We start from the raw sequence: 19187 nt of genomic DNA, 5'->3' as shown, positions 1-19187 counted from the left end.
CACGCCGCCGGTCGATCGCACGGTGCGCTGCGACGCGGCCATCGCTCACGACACGTCAAAATCCCGGATACGATCCGGCCTAGACTTCCGTCCGTGGTGAAGGCACGCCCTCGGCAGCCAGGGGAACCGACATGTCGAACTATCAGACCATCCTCGCCGAGCGCCACGCCGACGTGCTCGTGCTCACCCTCAATCGCCCCGACCGGCTCAACGCCGCATCGCCGGAGATGGCGGACGAGCTGGCGGCGGCGCTGGACCGGATCGATGGCGCGCGCGCGGTGCTGTTGACCGGGGCGGGACGCGCTTTCTGCTCGGGCGCGGATCTGGCGGCGCGAGGCGAGCGCACGGTGACCGGGGCGCAGGGTAGCCACGACGCGCTGACCCGTCACTACAATCCGCTGATGGTGAAGCTGGCCGAGCTGGACGTCCCCACCGTCGCGGCGGTCAACGGCCCGGCGGCGGGCATCGGCTGTTCCATCGCGCTCGCGGCGGACTTCGTGATCGCGGGCGCGTCCGGCTATTTCCTCCAGGCGTTCGTCAACATCGGCCTAGTGCCCGATGGCGGCGCATCGTGGATGCTGCCGCGCCTGATCGGCAAGGCGCGCGCGACCGAGATGATGCTGCTGGGTGAGAAGGTCGGCGCTGACAAGGCGGCCGAATGGGGCCTGATCCACAAGGCGGTGGCCGACGACCGGTTGATGGCGGAGGCGCTGGCGCTCGCGACGCGGCTGGCGGCGGGGCCGACCGTCGCGCTCGGCCTGATGCGCCGCAATATCGCAGCGGGGATGGACGGCTATGCCGACGCGCTCAATCGAGAAGCGATCGCGCAGCGGACGGCGGTCGAGACCGGCGACGCCATGGAGGGCGGCATGGCATTCTTGCAGAAGCGCAAGGCGGCGTTCAGAGGGGCCTGATGCCGGACTCCGAACGACCGATCATCGAACAGAATATCGGCGAGGACGCCGGCAGCACCCCGCGCGCGCCGGAGCCCACCCCACCGGCAGCCGCGCACCCCGAGGTCGCCGACTGGCAGGCGCTGGCGGCGAAGGAGGTGAAGGGCAAGGACCTCGTCTGGCGCACGCCGGAGGGGATCGCGGTCAAGTCGCTCTACACCGCCGACGACGTTACCGCCGACCCCGGCCTGCCCGGCTTCGCCCCCTTCACGCGCGGCGTGCGCGCCTCGATGTACGCCGGGAGGCCGTGGACGATCCGGCAATATGCCGGCTTTTCGACCGCGGAGGAGTCGAACGCCTTCTACCGCCGCAACCTCGCCGCCGGGCAGAAGGGGTTGAGCGTCGCCTTCGACCTCGCGACGCACCGCGGTTACGACAGCGACCACCCGCGCGTCACCGGCGACGTCGGCAAGGCGGGCGTCGCGATCGACAGCGTCGAGGACATGAAGATCCTGTTCGACGGCATTCCGCTCGACCAGATGTCGGTCAGCATGACGATGAACGGCGCGGTGATCCCGATCCTCGCCTTTTTCGTCGTCGCGGGCGAGGAACAGGGCGTCGACCGGTCGAAGCTCGACGGGACCATCCAGAACGATATCCTGAAGGAGTTCATGGTCCGCAATACCTACATCTATCCGCCCGAACCGAGCATGCGGATCATCTCGGACATCTTCGGCTACACGTCGCGCGAGATGCCCAAGTTCAACAGCATCTCGATCAGCGGCTATCACATGCAGGAGGCGGGGGCGACGCAGCTCCACGAGCTGGCCTTTACGATCGCCGACGGCATGGAGTACGTGAAATACGGCGTCGCGTCGGGCCTCGACATCGACAGGTTCGCCGGTCGCCTGTCGTTCTTCTTCGCGATCGGCATGAACTTCTTCATGGAGATCGCCAAGCTCCGCGCCGCGCGCGTGCTCTGGCACCGCGCGATGACGCAATTGGGCGCGCGGGACGAGCGCTCCAAGATGCTTCGCACCCATTGCCAGACCTCGGGCGTCAGCCTGACCGAGCAGGACCCGTACAACAACGTCATGCGGACGACGATCGAGGCGATGGCGGCGATGCTGGGGGGCACGCAATCGCTCCACACCAACGCGCTGGACGAGGCGATCGCACTGCCGACCGACTTTTCCGCCCGGATCGCGCGCAACACGCAGATCGTGATCCAGGAAGAGACGGGAATGACCAAGGTCGTCGACCCGCTCGGCGGCTCATTTTATGTCGAGAGCCTGACCCAGAGCCTGGTCGACGGCGCCTGGGAACTGATCGAACGCATCCAGCGCGAGGGCGGGATGGCCAAGGCGGTCGCCGCCGGCTGGCCCAAGGCGATGATCGAGGAGGCCAGCGCCGCCCGCGCCGCCCGCGTCGATCGCGGCGAGGACGTGATCGTCGGGGTCAACAAGTACCGCAAGGCCGGCGAGGACCCGATCGAAATCCTCGACGTCGACAACGTCGCCGTGCGGGAGGCGCAGGTGCGGCGCATCCAGCGCGTCAGGGCGACGCGCGACGAGGCGGCGTGCCGCGCCGCCCTGGATGCGTTGCGCGACGGCGCGCGCGGCACCGGCAACCTCCTGGAACTCGCGGTCGACGCCGCGCGCGCGCGCGCGACGCTGGGTGAGATCAGCAGCGCGATGGAGGACGTGTTCGGTCGCTACGGCACCAATCCGACCCCGGTCAGCGGCATCTATGGCGGCGCCTATGCCGACGACGCGCGCTGGGAGCGGCTGACCGACGGCGTCGCCTCGACGGAGCGCCGGCTCGGCCGCCGACCCCGGATGCTGGTCGCCAAGATGGGGCAGGACGGCCACGACCGCGGCGCCAACCTGGTGTCTAGCATGTTCGGCGATCTCGGCTTCGACATCGTGCCCGGCCCGCTGTTTCAGACACCGGCGGAGGCCAGCGCGCTGGCGATCGACAGCGACGTCGACGTGGTGGGCGCGTCGTCGCTCGCGGCCGGGCACAAGACGCTGATCCCCGAACTGATCGGCCATTTGCGCGAGGCGGGCCGCGCCGACATCAAGGTGATCGCGGGCGGCGTCATTCCCGCGCAGGATTACCAGACGCTGCGCGATGCGGGCGTGCAGGCGATCTTCGGCCCCGGCACCAACCTGATCGCCGCCGCCGAGGAAGTGCTGCGACTGCTCGGCCACAACATGCCGCCGCAGGACGAAGCGGCGGAATAGGCGTGGATCGCGCGGTCCGTTGGAGTCGACCGACATGAACTTCGATATCGCCGACGACCATCGCATGGTGCAGGACCTGGTGCGGCGCTTCGTCGACGACGAGCTGATGCCGCTGGAGGCCGCGGTGCTGGCGCGGGAGGTAAGCGGCGGCGGGCCGCATCTTGTCGCCACCGAGCAGGCGCGGTTGGACGAACGATCGCGCGAGCTGGGGCTGTGGAGCCTCGACGCGCCGACCGATCTGGGTGGCCACGATCTGCCGGCGGTCGCGATGGTCGGGGTCAACGAGGAGCTGGGGCGGACCGTCACGCCCTTCACCCTACCGCCGGACTCACCCAACCTGCGGATGCTCGCCGCCACCGTCACCGACCGGCAGCGCGACGCCTATCTGGCGCCCTATGTGCGCGGCGAGACGATCTCCGCGATCGGCATCTCGGAGCCGGGCGCTGGCTCCGACCCCGCCGGCATGACGACGCGCGCGATCCGGGACGGCGACGACTGGGTCCTGAACGGCCGCAAGATATGGATCACGCGCGCGGCGGAGGCGGACTTCACCATCGTCATGGCGGTGACCGATCCCGAGAAGCGCGCACGCGGCGGCATGTCGGCGTTCCTGGTCGATCGCGACACGCCGGGGTTCGCGGTGCTGCGGCCGATCCCGATGATCGGCGGCCACGTCACCTACGAAGTGGCGCTGGACGAGTGCCGCTTGCCCGGCTGGAAGCTGCTGGGTCGGGAGGGCGAGGGCTTCGCGCCGATGCAGCTGCGGCTCGGCACCCGGCGGCTGGAGATGGCGGCATGGTCGATCGGCATGGCCGGCCGCGCGCTCGACATGATGAGCGACTATGCGACGCAGCGGGTGACCTTCGGCCAGCGGCTGAGCGACCGCGGCGTGGTGCAGGGCTGGGTCGCGGACGCGGCGACGCGCATCCACGCCGCGCGGCTGATGACCTGGCATGCCGCCTGGATGCTCGACGCGGGCCAGGACGCGCGTGTCGAGGTGTCGATGGTCAAGGCGTTCGCGACCGAGATGGCGTGGGAGGTCGTCGACCGTGCGATGCAATGCCTGGGCGCGATGGGCATGACCCGCGAGCTGCCGCTCCACCTGATGGCGGCCAAGCTGCGAACGATGCGGATTTATGACGGGCCGACCGAGGTCCATCACTGGGTGGTCGCGCGCGACCGGCTCGGCCGCTAACCCGCCGGCGCCTCCTGCCCGCGCCGCGCACGGCTGACGTAGACGGTAGTCGCGCATTGCTCACCGGCGATGGCCAGCCCGGCCGCCTCCGCCGCGTCGTAACTGTCATAGGGGGCGCTGGCGACGGTCGCGTCCGACTCCGTATCGCCGTCGGGACCGCAGCTCTGCAAGGCGGAGGTGTTGAGCAGCCAGCGGCCGCCGTCCGCTTCCTCGACGTGAATGCAGTCGCTGTCTTCCGGTGCCACTTCGCCCCAGGGTAATTTGATGATCTCCATGGCCACGATCCTTTCGGCAGCGTAACGCATGGCGACCGGTTCCTGTTCAGCCCGCATGCCCTCTCAAGCGAAGAGGGCGGCCACGCGGGGATGGGTGCCGGTGACCTCGACCGGCATACCCCCCGCCCGCCGTCGCGCGATCCAGTCGCGCAGCATCTCGGCCGTGGTGTGGTCCGCGCCCTGCAAGCCGGACACGTCGAGCCGGACATGCGCGTCCGCCGGCACCTTGTCGATCGCGTCCGTCAGCTTGGGCAGCGTCAGCAGGGTCGCGGTGCCGTCCAGCGTCAGCGCGCTGACCGTGCCCTCGTCGGAGCGCGCGACGGTCAGGCCCAGCCGCCGCCGATGCGGGACCAGTTCCAGCAGCGACAGGCCGATGCCGACCAGCACGCCGGTCAACAGGTCCTCCATCACCACCACCGCCAGCGTCGCCGCCCAGATCAGCACGGGCATGTAGCCATAGCCGTGGAACAGGTGGCGCACGTGCGCCAGGCTGACCAGCCGCCAGCCGGTGACCACCAGGATCGCCGCCAGCGCCGCCATCGGCATCGCCTCCAGCAGCCAGGGCAGCAGCGCGACGAAGCCCAGTATCCAGACGCCGTGGAGCATCGTCGAGGCGCGGCTGACCGCGCCCGCCTGGACGTTGGCGGACGAGCGCACGATGACGCCGGTCATCGGCAGGGCGCCGGCCGCGCCGCACAGCATGTTGCCGATGCCCTGCGCGCGCAGCTCCTTGTTGTAGTCGGTGCGGACGCCGTCGTGCATCCGGTCCACCGCCGCCGCCGACAACAGCGTCTCCGCCGAGGCGATAAAGGCGATGGCGAGTGCCGCGGCGAGAACCGCGGGATCGAGCAGCTGCGCCATCGCGCTGCCCGACGGCGGCACGATCGCCGCGACGATCGAGTCGGGTACGTCGACGCGGGTCACGTCCAGCCCCAAGAGGACCGAGGTGAGCGTGCCGACGACGACCCCGATCAGCGCGCCGGGAATGAGCTTCAGCCTGGCCGGGCGCAGCTTTTCCCAGGCGAGCATCGCGGCGATGGTGACCACCCCAACCGCAAAGGCCATCTCGGCCGCCGCGACGTTGAAGGCCGACAGGCCGAGCAGCCGGCCGGGCATGGCGGCCAGGTTCTCCGGGCCGCTCGGCAGCGGCTTGGCGTCGAACAGGACGTGGTACTGACCGACGACGATCAGCACGCCGATCCCCGCCAGCATGCCGTGGACGACGGCGGGCGAGATCGCGCGGAACCAGCCGCCGAGGCGGAACACGCCGGCCGCGAGCTGGATCAGCCCGGCGACGAGCAGGATCGGGCCGAGCGCGCTCAGCCCCTTGTCGCGGACCAGCTCGAACACGATCACCGCCAGGCCGGCGGCGGGGCCGCTGACCTGCAACGGCGATCCCGAGAACGCACCGACGACCAGGCCGCCGATAATGCCGGTGATGAGGCCCTTCTCCGGCGGCACGCCCGACGCAACCGCAATCCCCATGCACAGCGGCATGGCGACGAGGAAGACGACGAACGACGCTACCGCGTCGCGCCCGATGCTTGCCGGCAGGAGGTCCTTCAGCGTCACGCCGCGACTTCTACGACCGAGTCTTGATCGTACGCGCGGCGGGTGGCCGCGGGGAGTGCGACGGGCAGCTCCATGCCCTCGCGCACTGCGACGAAGCGGCCGGAGACGCCGTCGAGCGCCAGCACGTCGCCCTTCTCGATGTCGAAGAACCAGCCGTGCAGCGCGATCTCGCCTTGCGCGATGCCCGCCGCGACCGAGGGATGGGTACGCAGATGCGCGAGCTGGATCACCACATTCTCCTGCGCGGCCGCGCGCGCCGCGTCGGCGCCTTCGATGCCCTTGTAGGAGGAGCACACCACTTCGCGCGCGGCGCTGCTATGCTTCAGCCAGGCGGCGACGTTGGGCATGCCCGCGAGTGTCTCCGGGGCCATCAGCGCCTTCATGGCGCCGCAGTCGGAATGGCCGCACACGACGATATCACGCACGCCCAGCGCCGCGACGGCATATTCGACGGTCGACGACACGCCGCCGTTCTGCGTCGCGAACGGCGGCACGATGTTGCCCGCGTTGCGGCAGACGAAAAGCTCGCCGGGACCGGCCTGCATCATCTCCTCGGGGATGACGCGGCTGTCGGCGCAGGAGATCATCAGGGCCTTGGGGCTTTGCCCATGCCGCGCGAGGCGGGTGTAGAGCGCGCTCTGATCCGGAAATACCCGGTTCTGAAAGGCGAGAACGCGGCCGATGAGGTCCTGCATGGAAAAGCTCCTGTTGCTCGTGCGCGGGGCGCGGCACACTTGGGAGCTTGAACTAGCGTCCTCCTTTTGCCGGCGTCGCACCCGCCTGTGAGGAATTGTTGCGGGGCAGCACGATCGCGACACGCAGCCCGCCTGCCGCGCGATTGGCCAACCCCAGCGTTCCGCCCTCCGCCGTCACCATGCGCTCGACGATCGCCAGCCCGAGGCCGAAACCGGCGGTATCGCGCCCACGTTCGGCCGCGCCGCGGACGAAGGGCTCGCGCACCCGCGCCATCAGCGCCGGATCGATGCCGGGGCCGTCGTCCTCGACCGCGATCACCACCTGCGCGTCGGTCGACGTCAGCGTGATCGTCACGCGATTTCCGAAGCGGACGGCATTGTCGACGAGATTGCCGAGCGCACGCTTCACCGCCGATCGGCGCAGCCGCATCGGCAGGTGGTCGGGACCGCCATAGCCCACGTCATGGCCGTGATCGACCGCGTCGTCCGCCGCCGTCGCGCAGATCGTCGCCAGGTCGGCGACCACCGGCGCCTCCGCCTCCTCCGCGCCGCCGAGATAGGCGAGCAGCGAGGCGACCATCGCCTCCATCTCGCCGACATCCCCCTCCATGGCGGCGCGGCGCTCCGGATCGACGACCCGCTCCGCGCGCAGTCGGAGGCGCGCCAGCGGGGTTCGCAGATCGTGACCCACCGCGGCGAGCGCCTGCGTCCGGTCGGCGATCAGCGTGCCGATCCGGCCCTGCATCCGATTGAACGCCGCGATGACGCTGGCGACCTCGCCCGGCCCCGCCTCCGGCACCGGCGGCCCCGCCGCGCTGCCGTCGCCGACCCGGTCGGCCGCCGCCGCCAGTTGGCGCAGCGGCAGCAGCGCGCGCCGCACCGCCAGCCCGCCCAGCGCCATCAGCGCCAGCGCCGGCACCAGCGCCAACAGGACGCGCCCGACCGCCAGATCGAACTCGGTGACCGGCTGCAACGTGCGAAAGTCGACCGCGCCGCCGTCGGGCAGCACCAGCGTGCCCGCGACCGTGCCCTGCCGTCCCGGCGAGACCAGGTAAAAGGTCAGACCGCCGGACGCCAGCGCCGGTTCCCACGCGACGACCTGACGCCGCATCCCTTCCAGCGCCGGCGCGAGCGGCGGCGGCCGGCGGGTGGTGGGGTTCCACGCGACGAGATAGCGGTCGGTCGACAGCTCGGCGGCGACCCGCGCCCGCGTCGGCGGCGGCGCCTCGGCGATCAGGCGACGGACGATGACGAGATGCTCCGCCAGCCGCCGCGCCTCGTCGTCGCGCACCGAGAAGCGACTGGCGCGCTCATAGAGAAAGGTGGAGATGCCGAACTCGACGGTGACCGCAAGCAGCAGGATCGCGACCAGCCGCCCGACCAGCCCCAGATGCGGGCGTGCCCGGCTCAACGGCGCTCCACCGGCGCCTTGAACATATAGCCGACGCCGCGCACCGTCACGATCGGCGCCTCCGCCCCAGCGCTGCCGAGCTTGCGGCGCAGCCGGCTGACCAGCACGTCGACACTGCGGTCGGAGCTGTCGCCGAGCCGGGTGCGCGACAGCTCGATCAGCCGTTCGCGCGCGATGACGCGGCCGGGATGGTCGAGCAGCACCACCAGCAGGTCGAACTCGGCGCCGGTCAGCTCGACCAGCGCGCCGTCGGGCGAGGTGACCTCGCGGCGCGGCAGGTTGATCGTCCAGCCGTCGAACGTCACCTCGCCGCGCTCGCGCGCGCCCTCGCGCCGCTCCATCGGCGGGCGACGCAGCACCGCGCGGACACGCGCGACCAGCTCGCGGGTTCCGAACGGCTTGGCGATGTAATCGTCGGCCCCCAGCTCCAGCCCGACGACGCGATCGGTCTCGCTGCCCTTCGCGCTCATGAAGATGATCGGCACGTCGCTGTCGCGGCGCAGCTGGCGGCACAAGGCGATGCCGTCGGTGCCGGGCAGCATGATGTCGAGCAGCACCAGATCGACCGGCCCCTGCCCCATCGCCAGCCACATTTCCGGCGCGGCGCTCGCGGGGCGGACGGTAAAGCCGTTCTCCTGCAAGGCGCGCGTCGTCAGCGTGCGGAGTGCCGGGTCGTCTTCGACCAGCACGATGGTGGGAGCGGGTTCGGCCACGGCGGCGGGGTAGGCGGCGCGGGCGCGAGGGTCAAACGCGGGGAGCTACAAGCCCGCCAGGAACGCCTCCAGCGCGGCGTTGGTCGCTGCCGGTGCCTCCTGCTGCACCCAATGGCCGACACCGTCGATCAGCGTGGTGCCGCGAAAGTCGTCGCAGGCGCGGCCGGCATCGGCGTAGCTGTCGTGACCGGGAAGGAAGCGGCGCACCGGATCGAGCGTGCCCGCGATGAACGTCGCCGGCTGAGTCACGTGCCTGCCGACCACAGGCGCACGCTGCTCATGGTCGAGTTCCTGCGCGCGGTAACGGTTGAACGGCCCGGTCCAGCCGCCGGCGGCGAACGCCCGCTGGTAGATGTCGAGGTCCTCCGCCGGCAGCCAGGCCGGCAGCGGGTCCGGCATCGGCAGGCCGCTTAGGAAATCGGCGTCCGGCCCCTTCGGCTGCATCGCGCCCGCGCGCATCCCCTCGCCCGAAATGGCGTGATAGGTCTTCGCGAGCGCGTCGGGGTCGGCCTCGAACTCCGCTTCGGCGACGCCCGGCGTCTGGAAATAGAGCTGGTAGAAGAAGCGACCCTCGCTGAGCGTCCGCATCACCGGGATGAAGGACGTGTCGCTCGTCGGCGTGTAGGACACGCTCAGCCCCGCCACCGCCGCGACCTTGTCGGGATACCGCACGGCGGTCTGCCACGCGATCGGCGCGCCCCAGTCGTGGCCGAACAGGATCGCGCGGCCGCCCGTGTCGCTGGCAAGCGCGTCGATCACCGCCGCGACGTCGCTCGTCAGCTCGGCCATGGTGTAGGCGTCGATCGCGGTCGGCTTGCTGCTGTCGCCATAGCCGCGCACGTCGAGCGCGGCGATGCGGCGGCCCTGCGCGGCGAAATGCGCGATCTGGTGGCGCCACGACCAGGCGAGTTCGGGCCAGCCGTGAACGCACAGGATCGGCAGATCGGTGCCGCCTACCGGACCATCGGCGAGCACGCTCAACGTCACCCCGCCGTTGCGCACCTCGAACCGTTCCATCCGTGCCTCTCCCGTTTCAGCGCAACATAGCGCGGGCGCCTCGGCCGCGATAGGACGGCGGCATGGACCCTGCCCGCACTCCCGTGATCGTCGGCGTCGGCCAGGCGAACGACCGCGAGCAGGACCCGTTCGCGGCGATGGACTCGGTCGGGCTGATGGTCGCGGCGCTGCGCGCGGCGGATCGCGACGCGGGCGGCGGCTGGCTGGCGCGGCTCGACTCGCTGGCGGTCGTCGACCAGCTGTCGTTCCCGATGCTCAACCCCGTGGTCGATCGGATCGCCGATGCGCTCGGGAGCGCGCCGCGCCGTCGCGAACAGACGCCGGCGCCGATGGGGGACAGCCCGATCCGGCTGCTCGACGAGGCGGCGAACGCGATCGCGGCGGGCGAGCTGGACGTGGCGGCAGTCGTCGGCGGCGAAGCGCTCCGCACCGCCGCGCGGCGGGCCGCCGCCGCTGCGGGCGACGCGCCGGGCGATCACAACGCGATGCGCGGGCGGCACGGCGTGCGCGCACCGGGCGACCGCGCACGCTATGGCCTGGTGGCGCCGGTCGACGTCTACCCGCTCTATGAGAATGCCTGTCGCGCCGCGTGGGGACAGTCGCTGGCGGAGGCGCAGGCGGAGAGCGGCGCGATCTGGTCGGGGATGGCGGCGGTGGCGGCGGCGAACCCGCACGCCTGGCTGCGCGCGCCGGTCACGGCGGCGGCGGTCGTCACGCCGAGCGCCGCCAACCGCCCGATCGCCTTCCCCTATACCAAGCTACAGGTCGCCAACAGCGCAGTGAACCAGGGTGCGGGGTTCATCGTCACCAGCCTGGCGCTGGCCCGCGCGCACGGCGTGCCGGACGATCGGCTCGCGTTCGTCGGGCGCGGCGCGGCGGCGCGCGAGGCGGACGACGTGCTCGCGCGGCCGGGCTTCGCCGACAGCGGCTCGATGCGCGTGACGCTGGCGGCGACGCTCGCCGCCAACGCGCTGGCGATCGACGATGTCGATCTGGTCGAGCTGTATTCGTGCTTCCCGTGCGTGCCCAAGATGGCGCGGCGCGTGCTGGGGCTGGGCGTCGACCGGGCGATGACGCTGACCGGCGGGCTGACCTTCGCCGGCGGGCCGATCGGCAATTTCATGAGCCACGCCGTCGCCGCCGCGTGCGAGCGGCTGCGAGAAGGCGGCGAGCGCGCGCTGCTGTTCGGCAATGGCGGTTTCGCGACCTATAGCCACGCGATCGTGCTGAGCCGTGAACCGGGCGCGGCACGGCCCTTCGGCTTCGATTGGCAGGCCGAGGCGCGGCACGGCCCGGTGCCGCCGCTCGACCTCGGTTACACCGGCCCGGCGGCGATCGAGAGCTACACCGTGCTTTACGCGCGCGACGGCAGCCCGAATGCGGGCGTCGTGGTCGCGCGCAGCTCGGCCGGCGCGCGTCTGCTGGCGAGGGTCCCCGCCGCTGAGACCGGCACGATCGCGTTCCTCACCGACGGCGCGGTCGAGCCGGTCGGAACGGCGGGCGTTGCGGTCGCCGCCGGCGATGGCCTCACCGACTGGCGACCGGCCTAGCCCGACGCGGTCCCCGCCGCGATCCGCCCCGTCCGATCGAGCTTGCCCCACCCCACGCTCGGCCCCCGGATCGCCTGCACCAGCGCCTTGAGCACGACGTAATACATGACCTGCCGATAGCCGATCCGTTGCGGCACCAGCAGCCACAACAGCCGCCATCGCTCGCGCCGCTCCAAGGCAAAGGCGATGATTCCGCTCAACAGGTCGATCGCGGTGAAGATCAGCCAGAAGGTGAGCATCCGCCCCAGATCGGTCTGCGTCTGCGCCCAGCCATGTTCCTCGACGCGCAGCCAGGTGCCGACCATGCTGATCAGCAGCGCCAGATCGATGATCGGCGAGATCGCCGCCAGCAGCACCTGGAACAGGATCGCCTGCGGCAGCCCGATCCAGCCCAGTCCGCGCGGACGGCTGCGCCCGATCGCCCCGCTGTGCTTCCACAGGCATTGCAGCGTCCCGAACGCCCAGCGGAAGCGTTGCTTGGCCAGCCCGCGGAAGCTCTCGGGCGCTTCGGTCCAGGCGACGGCGTGCTGGTCGTAGGTCACCCGCCACCCCGCGCGCTGCACCGCGATCGTCAGGTCCTGATCCTCGGCCAGCGTGTCGACCGGATAGCCGCCGACCGCGCGCAGCGTCTCGGTCCGCCACGCACCGACCGCGCCGGGCACGACGGTGATCGCGTTCAGCCGGGCGAGCGCACGCCGCTCCAGGTTCTGCGCGGTGATATATTCCAGCGCCTGCCAGCGGGTGACCAGATTGACGCGGTTGCCGACCTTCGCATTGCCCGCGACCGCGCCCAGTGACGGATCGCCGAACCAGCGGGCGAGGCGCGCGATCGTCGTCGGCTCGAACTGCGTATCCGCGTCGAGCGCGATCACGACGGCGGTATCGACGCTCGCGAGCGCGGTGTTGAGCGCGCGCGCCTTGCCGCCGTTGGGCAGGGTCAGCAGCGTCACGCGCGGTTCGTCGGCGAAGGCGTCGGCGACCACCGCGCTGGTGCGGTCCTTCGACCCGTCGTCGATCACCACCACCGCCACATGCACGTCGCGGCTGTCGAGCACGCGCCGCACCGCGCGCTCGATCACGCGCTCCTCGTTGTACGAGGGGATCAGCACCGTGACGCGCATCGCCGGATCGATCGCGGGGAACACCGTCCGCCCCTCGCGCCGCGCCTGCACCAGCGCCAGTCCCGACAGCGCGACCGCGCGCGCGATGCCCAGCGTGATCGCGATCGCGAACAGCCATTGCAGCGCCTCGCTGAGCCAGCCGAGCAGCAGGAACACCGCCAGATCGACGCGCGCCGCGCGCAGGTCGCCGGCCGCCAGCGGCGGATTGACCGCCCCGCCCGACAGCCCGGCCAGCGCCGACACCGGCACGAAGCGATAACCCTTCGCCTGCAGCGTCCGGATGATCGCGGGCAGCGCCGCCACCGTCTGCGCGCGGTCGCCGCCGGCGTCGTGGAGCAGCACGATATTACGGCTGCAATTCGCCGCCGCGTCGGGATCGCAGACCTTGGGTCCGGCCTCCACCCCCGCCACCGTCGCGTCGACGATCGCCTGCACGCCCGGCCGTTTCCAGTCGCCGGGATCGACGTGCAACCCGACCGTCAGATAGCCCATACCCTGTGCCTGCGCGACGGGCACGATCTCGTCCGCCGTGCTCGGCTCCGCGTCGCCGAAATACGGTGGCCGGAACAGCCGCAGCGAGTGGCCGGTGAACGCCTGGAACAGCCGCTGCGTCGCGTTCAGCTCCAGCCGCGTCTCGCTCTCGCCCGCGCGCGCAAGGTTGGGATGCGTATAGGTGTGGCTGCCGACCTCATGCCCCTCGGCAAGCTCGCGAAGCAGCAGGCGCCGCTCGGTCAGCCCGTTCTCGCCGATCACGAAGAACGTCGCGGGGACGTGGAACGCCTTCAGCACGTCGAGCACGCGCGGGGTCCAGGTCGGGTCCGGGCCGTCGTCGAAGGTCAGCGCGACCAGCCCCGGCTTGAAGCCCGTCCGCTGTACCTGCCATGGCATCGGCAGTTCATCCCAGCGCATGCCGGTGATCGCGCCCGCCCGGTCCGTCTGGATGCGTCGCCGGCCGGTGACCGGGACCGCGCCGATCCGCAGCACTTCGCCGGCCCCGTCGATGTTGACCTCGTTGCCGGCGGGCAGCGACTGCAACACCCCGGCGGGCGGCAACGTGCGGTGATCGCGGCCGAAGATCGTCCATAGCGACGGGTCTTCGCTGCCCAGCCGCCACAACGCGACCGAACGGATGCCGACCCGCGTCAGCGCGGCGATCTGGTTGTGCACCGCCGCCGCGTCCGCGATCCAGACCTGATGATGGACGCCTTCCTCGTCATAGGCGAAGCTGCTGTCGCCGCTGCCGGGATCGAAGGTCGGCACGACGCCCGAATCGTGCGCCGCCAGCCACGCTTCCTCGACGGAGTTCGCGTCGGTGTCGCCGGGGGTGCGCCAGTCATAGGCATAGGAGCCGACCGCCACCACCAGCCGGTCGGGCGGCACCAGCCGCTGCGCGCGCGCGACCACGCCCTCGAACCAGCGCTGCGACGCGATCGGGCCGGCGGGGCCGCCCTGATAATGTTCGTCATACGCCATCAGGAACAGCTTGTCGGCGACCCGCGCATAGGCGGCGAGGTCCCAGTCGGGATCGTCGGCGGGCACCGCGATCGCGATCACCCACTTGCGCGCGGCGAAGCGGGCATGCGCCTCCGCCAGGAAACGGCGATAGTCGGGTTGCGCGCTGACGGGCAGGTTTTCGAAATCGAAGAACGCGCCGTCTGCCTTTTCGGCGACGAGCAGCGCCTCGACCCGGTTCAGCGTCGCCGCCCGCGCCTTCGGGTCGTGCAGCAGCGCGGCCATGCCCGGACCGTCCCACTCCCCGTTCAGCGCGTTCTGGATCATCGGCAGCAACAGCGGCCGGTGCACCGCATGCGCCAGGATCGCGCGCCCGCGCGGATCGGGGAACAGCGTGACCCGGTGATCGGCGCCGGTAACCGACACCCACCCCGGCACCAGCCAGTCGAGCCCCTCGACATGGCGTTGCAGCGAGGCGGCGCTGGCATCGTCCCATGGCGCGTGAAAAGCGATCGCGAGCGGCCGGTTCGCCGTGACCGCACCACCGTCCCACAGTCGCCGCAGCTTGTGCGCCTCGCGACGTAACCGCCGATCGCCACGATGGAAGAAGCTTTCGTACCGGGTCGCCGAGGGCGTGCCGTGCTCGACCGCGAACGGCAGTTGCGACTGCGGGGTGACGTCCAGCACCGTTCCGGCAAGCGCCACCGCCGCCAGCAGCAGCAGCGCGACGAAGGCGGCCACCGCCACCCCGAATCGCCGCCGTCGGCGTCCGGAGACGTCGTAAAAGACCGAACGCTCTGTCACCGCGCCACCGTCCATGCCCAAGCGCACGTCCCGGTGCAATGACCTCGCGACGACCGGGTGCGCGATGCGGCCGGTCGAAGCGCGCAATGTCATGGCCGTGACACAATCGGCCCGTAGCGGCCGGGCAACGGGCAGGCACAACGGGGCGGCGACTGAATCGCACGCGCCGGGCCGGGGACCCGAGGTACATCAGGGGGTTCCATGACGATCGATCCATTGCGCCGCGCCGCCTTCCTGCTCGGTGCGGCGCCCGCCGCGCTGCTGATGGCGGGCACCGCCGGGGCGCAGACCGCCCCGGTTGCCGACCCGAGCGTCGCGTCTGACGGGCAGACCGGCGTCGGCGACATCATCGTGACCGCCGAGCGCCGCGCCGAAAACCTGCAGAACGTCCCGGTCTCCGTCGGCGTCATCGGCGGCGACGACCAGCGCACCTATGCCAGTGGCGGCGACGATACGCTGCTGGCGCTGTCGGGCCGTGTGCCAGGCCTGTACGTCGAGACCACCACCGGCCGCATCTTTCCGCGCTTCTATATTCGCGGCCTCGGCAACGTCGACTTCTACCTGGGCGCGTCGCAGCCGGTGGAGATCATCCAGGACGACATCGTCCTCGAACACGTCGTGCTGAAGTCCAACCCGGTCTACGACATCGGCCAGGTCGAGGTGCTGCGCGGCCCGCAGGGCTCGCTGTTCGGGCGCAACACCACCGCCGGCATCATCAAGTTCGACACGATCAAGCCCAGCGACACCTTCCAGTCGCGCGCCAGCCTGTCGGTCGGCAGCTATTTCACCGAAAGTCTGGACGCGGGCGTGGGCGGGCCGCTGATCCCCGGCGTGCTCGACTTCCGCGTCTCGACGCTGCTCCAGCACCGCGAGAACTGGGTCAGCAACAGCTATACCGGCCCGAGCGCGGACGGCACGGCGGTCGGGCAGTCGGACGTGATGGGCGGCTATGACGACCGCAACCTGCGCCTCCAACTGCGGCTGACCCCGGCCGACGGCGTGTCGATCGAGGCGTCGGGCCATGCGCGCTGGTACGAGGGCACCTCGACGCTGTTCCATCGCGCGGCGCTCAGGAAGGGCTCCAACCAGTCGGACGCGGAGCCGTGGGACCGCGTCGCGCTCGACGAGGGGCAGCAGAACCCGCAGGCGTACAACACCTATGGCGGCTCCGTGCGCGCGGCGTGGGACTTCGGCGCGGCGACGCTGACGTCGATCACGGGCTATGAGACCAGCTCGGGCTATAGCCGCGGCGATACCGATGGTGGTGCTGCGGCGAACTATCCGTTCAACGGTGTCGCCAACGGCTTCGGTCAGTCGCAGGGCCGGCTGCGCGACCTCGACCAGTGGACGCAGGAAGTGCGCCTCGCCAGCCCCGGCGACCGGCGCTTCACCTGGCAGGTCGGCGGCATCTATTTCGATCAGCGCGACTTCACCGAGTTCGATCAGCGCGCGTTCTTCCTGACCACGGCGGCGCGCAACCCGAACAACTGGGTGCTGCTCCACGACATCAACACCAGCTGGGGCGCGTTCGGCCAGGCGAGCTTCAAGCTCACGCCGACGCTGACGATCACCGGCGGCGCGCGAGTGACCGAGGACCGCAAGCGTACGGTGCTGCTCAAGACCGCGAACACGCAGGCGAATATCGTCACCTACACCGGGCGACGCGACGTGCGGCTGACCGACACGCAGCCGAGCTGGGATGCGTCGCTGTTGTGGCAGGCCGATCCGAACGTCAGCCTCTACGTGCGCGCCGCGCGCGGTTTCCGCGGCCCGACCATCCAGGGCCGATCGGCGGTGTTCAACGCCGACTTCACCACCGCCAACTCGGAAACCAACCTGTCGTTCGAGGCGGGCATCAAGAGCAGCGCCTTCAACGACACGCTGCGTTTCAACGCGGCGGTGTTCACCTATTCGGTCAACGACATTCAGCTCAACGGCAACGACAGCAACGGCAACGGCGTGCTGTTCAACGCCGACCATGCGATCGGCCGGGGCGTGGAGGCCGAGGTGACGTGGCGGCCGGTACCGAACTTCACGCTGGGCCTCGGCGCCAGCGCGCTGCACACGGAGATCAAGGACCGCAACGTCTTCGCCCAGACCTGCGGCCTGAACGGCGTGCAGGTCTGCACCGTGCTCGACCCGTTCTTCACGCGCGGTTCGGGCGCCGGCACGACGTATTTCGCAGCGATCAACGGCAACCCGCTGCCCAACGCGCCCAAGTACAGCATCGACGCGAACGCGCGCTACGACCTGCCGCTCGCCAATCAGGGCCGGCTGTTCGTCGCGGGCGACTTCACGATTCAGGGCTACACCAACTTCGTCCTCTATCGCACCCGCGAGTTCTACGCGGACGGCAATTACGAGCTGGGCGCGCGGGTCGGCTATGCCGCGCCGAACGATGCGTGGGAGATCGCGGCGTTCGCGCGCAACGTCACCAACCAGAAGAACCTCAAGGGCGTGATCGAAAACTACCTCGCCGCCGTGTACAACGAGCCGCGCGTCATCGGCGTGCAGCTGAGTGGTCGCTTTCGCTGATCGGAGCCGTCTCATGACCTTCCCCGTCTCGCGCCGTTCCGTCCTCGCCACCGGCATGTTCGGGGCGGGCGCGCTGGCCATCCCCGGTTTCCTGCATGCGCAGGGCGTGATCGGGCTGACCGGCTTTACCCATGCGGTGGCGAGCGGGGAGCCGGGGGCGGACTCGGTGCTGCTGTGGACGCGCTATGTCCCCGCCGGCGGCGGCGCGGCGGAACTCAAGGTCGAGATCGCGGAGACCGCCGACTTCGCGCGCCCGGTCACGACCGGCGCGCAGGTTACCGGCCCGTGGCGCGATCATACGGCGAAGATCACGGTCGACGGGTTGCAGCCCGGCCGTAGCTATCATTTCCGGTTCGTCGCTCCCGACGGCAGCTTCTCGCCGGTCGGCCGCACCCGCACGCTGCCGGCCGACGGCACGCGGCCGTGGCGGGCGGCGATCTTCTCGTGCTCGAACATCGGCTATGGCTTTTTCAACGCCTATGGCCATGCGGTCGCGCGCGACGACTTCGACTGCACGATCCACCTCGGCGACTACTTCTACGAATACGCGCCCGACAAATACCCGCCCGCCAAGGACGCGGTGCCGGGGCGGGTGCCCCTGCCCGCCGGCGAGATCATCCACCTCGCCGACTATCGCCTGCGCTACGCCAGCTATCGCGCCGACTCCGACCTGCAGGCACTCCACATCAAGCTGCCGATGATCGCGCAGTGGGACGACCATGAGAGCGCCAACGACAGCTGGGAGGGTGGCGCCGAGAACCACAGTCCCGCGACGGAAGGCGACTGGAACGCGCGTCGCGCTGCCGCCATCCAGGCGTACCGCGAGTGGATGCCGGTGTCCGACGAGCCGTGGAAGGCGTATGACATCGGCGCGCTGGCGACGCTGTTCCGCACCGAGACGCGGCTGCTGGCCCGCACCGAGCAACCCGACATCGCCCCGCTGTTCGAGGGCACCGACCCGGCGAGCGCGCTGCGTGGGTTCCGCGACGGCGCGTGGCAGGACCCGGCGGCGACGATGATGGGATCGCAGCAGGAAAGCTGGTTGGCGCACGCGATGGCTACATCGGTCCGCAGCGGGCGACCGTGGCAGGTGGTCGGCTTCGGCACGATCATGGGCGATACCGAGATGCCCGCCGACGCCGGCGCATGGCTCGGTGGATCGACCGATCGGGCGCGTGGCTTCGTCGAACGCGGGATCGCCGCGGCAAAGGCGGGACTGCCGTTCAACTTCGACGGCTGGGGCGGTTACCCGGCGGCGCGGGCTCGCTTTCTCAAGGGTGCGCAGGCGGGCGGCGGCAACACGGTGGTGATCTCCGGCGACAGCCACAATGCCTGGGCGTACGATCTGGCACAGGGCGGTCGCCCCGCGGCGGTCGAGTTCGCCGGGCACAGCGTCACGTCGCCGGGCTATGAAGGTGGCATCGCGGCGGACCCGAAGACGGTCGCCGCATCGCTGGTGCGCGCCAATCCCGAGCTGAAGTGGTGCGACACGTCGCGGCGCGGCTACATGGCGCTGACGATCGCCGCCGACCGGGTCAGCAACGACTGGATCATGGTCGACACCGTGAAGCAGCGGACGCCGCGCGGGCGCGTGGGCCATAGCGCGACCGTGATGCGGGATCGCCGCGTCATCGCGTGACACCGATGTCATCGTCGTCACGTCGAACTGTCGCATAATTGCAAGACGCGTCGCCTATCGCCGCCGACA

The 19187-nt window shown here is 70.5% G+C and carries 13 protein-coding genes; 6 read left to right on the top strand and 7 right to left on the bottom strand.

Going from position 1 to position 19187, the window contains the following annotated elements:
- The first annotated feature begins 131 nt into the window (after positions 1-131).
- The 3 genes from ACOFKS_RS01950 to ACOFKS_RS01940 are packed head-to-tail and all read left to right on the top strand — an operon-like array spanning position 132 to position 4334.
- A complete protein-coding gene (locus tag ACOFKS_RS01950; protein ID WP_419807569.1) occupies positions 132-914 on the top strand; it encodes an enoyl-CoA hydratase-related protein in 783 nt (260 codons plus the stop codon).
- On the top strand, positions 914-3139 hold the full coding sequence (scpA, locus tag ACOFKS_RS01945) for a methylmalonyl-CoA mutase (RefSeq protein ID WP_419807568.1): 2226 nt from the start codon (positions 914-916) through the stop codon (positions 3137-3139). The genes ACOFKS_RS01950 and scpA overlap by 1 nt, the downstream gene beginning before the upstream one ends.
- Positions 3140-3173: 34 nt before the next feature.
- Positions 3174-4334 (top strand): acyl-CoA dehydrogenase family protein, encoded by a 1161-nt coding sequence (locus ACOFKS_RS01940; RefSeq protein WP_419807567.1) that lies wholly within the window; start codon positions 3174-3176, stop codon positions 4332-4334.
- Here ACOFKS_RS01940 and ACOFKS_RS01935 read toward each other — a convergent pair.
- The 6 genes from ACOFKS_RS01935 to ACOFKS_RS01910 all read right to left on the bottom strand — a co-directional run bounded on the left by ACOFKS_RS01935 (position 4331) and on the right by ACOFKS_RS01910 (position 10017).
- Positions 4331-4609, bottom strand: coding sequence for a hypothetical protein (locus ACOFKS_RS01935; protein ID WP_419807566.1), 279 nt, complete (start codon positions 4607-4609; stop codon positions 4331-4333). The two genes, ACOFKS_RS01940 and ACOFKS_RS01935, sit on opposite strands and share 4 nt — an antisense overlap.
- A gap of 63 nt (positions 4610-4672) precedes the next feature.
- A complete protein-coding gene (locus ACOFKS_RS01930) occupies positions 4673-6181 on the bottom strand; it encodes a SulP family inorganic anion transporter (protein WP_419807565.1) in 1509 nt (502 codons plus the stop codon).
- Complete coding sequence (locus ACOFKS_RS01925) at positions 6178-6876, bottom strand: carbonic anhydrase (protein ID WP_419807564.1); 699 nt, start codon at positions 6874-6876, stop codon at positions 6178-6180. The genes ACOFKS_RS01930 and ACOFKS_RS01925 overlap by 4 nt, the downstream gene beginning before the upstream one ends.
- 52 nt (positions 6877-6928) lie before the next feature.
- Positions 6929-8287: an ATP-binding protein gene (locus ACOFKS_RS01920; RefSeq protein WP_419807563.1), complete on the bottom strand. Its 1359-nt coding sequence runs from the start codon at positions 8285-8287 to the stop codon at positions 6929-6931.
- Entirely contained in the window at positions 8284-9000 is a 717-nt protein-coding gene (locus ACOFKS_RS01915) for a response regulator (protein WP_419807562.1), read from the bottom strand. Before ACOFKS_RS01915 ends, ACOFKS_RS01920 begins: the two co-directional genes overlap by 4 nt.
- A 45-nt stretch (positions 9001-9045) precedes the next feature.
- Positions 9046-10017 carry an alpha/beta fold hydrolase gene (locus ACOFKS_RS01910; protein WP_419807561.1) on the bottom strand — a complete coding sequence of 324 codons (972 nt, stop codon included), beginning with the start codon at positions 10015-10017 and terminating at the stop codon, positions 9046-9048.
- A gap of 62 nt (positions 10018-10079) precedes the next feature.
- Here ACOFKS_RS01910 and ACOFKS_RS01905 point away from each other — a divergent pair, with 62 nt between their 5' ends.
- Complete coding sequence (locus tag ACOFKS_RS01905; RefSeq protein WP_419807560.1) at positions 10080-11567, top strand: acetyl-CoA acetyltransferase; 1488 nt, start codon at positions 10080-10082, stop codon at positions 11565-11567.
- Here ACOFKS_RS01905 and ACOFKS_RS01900 read toward each other — a convergent pair.
- Positions 11564-14944, bottom strand: coding sequence for a glycosyltransferase (locus ACOFKS_RS01900; RefSeq protein ID WP_419807559.1), 3381 nt, complete (start codon positions 14942-14944; stop codon positions 11564-11566). The two genes, ACOFKS_RS01905 and ACOFKS_RS01900, sit on opposite strands and share 4 nt — an antisense overlap.
- 201 nt (positions 14945-15145) lie before the next feature.
- Between ACOFKS_RS01900 and ACOFKS_RS01895 the strand changes: the two genes are divergently transcribed.
- Both ACOFKS_RS01895 and ACOFKS_RS01890 read left to right on the top strand, forming a co-directional pair.
- Positions 15146-17479, top strand: coding sequence for a TonB-dependent receptor (locus ACOFKS_RS01895; protein ID WP_419807558.1), 2334 nt, complete (start codon positions 15146-15148; stop codon positions 17477-17479).
- A 13-nt stretch (positions 17480-17492) separates the two neighbouring features.
- Entirely contained in the window at positions 17493-19118 is a 1626-nt protein-coding gene (locus tag ACOFKS_RS01890) for an alkaline phosphatase D family protein (RefSeq protein WP_419807557.1), read from the top strand.
- Positions 19119-19187 lie beyond the last annotated feature (69 nt).

Source organism: Sphingomonas sp., assembly GCF_965200135.1.
Taxonomy (GTDB): domain Bacteria; phylum Pseudomonadota; class Alphaproteobacteria; order Sphingomonadales; family Sphingomonadaceae; genus Sphingomonas.
Note: the sequence above shows the minus strand (reverse complement) of the source record. Positions and strands in the feature narration are given on the sequence as shown.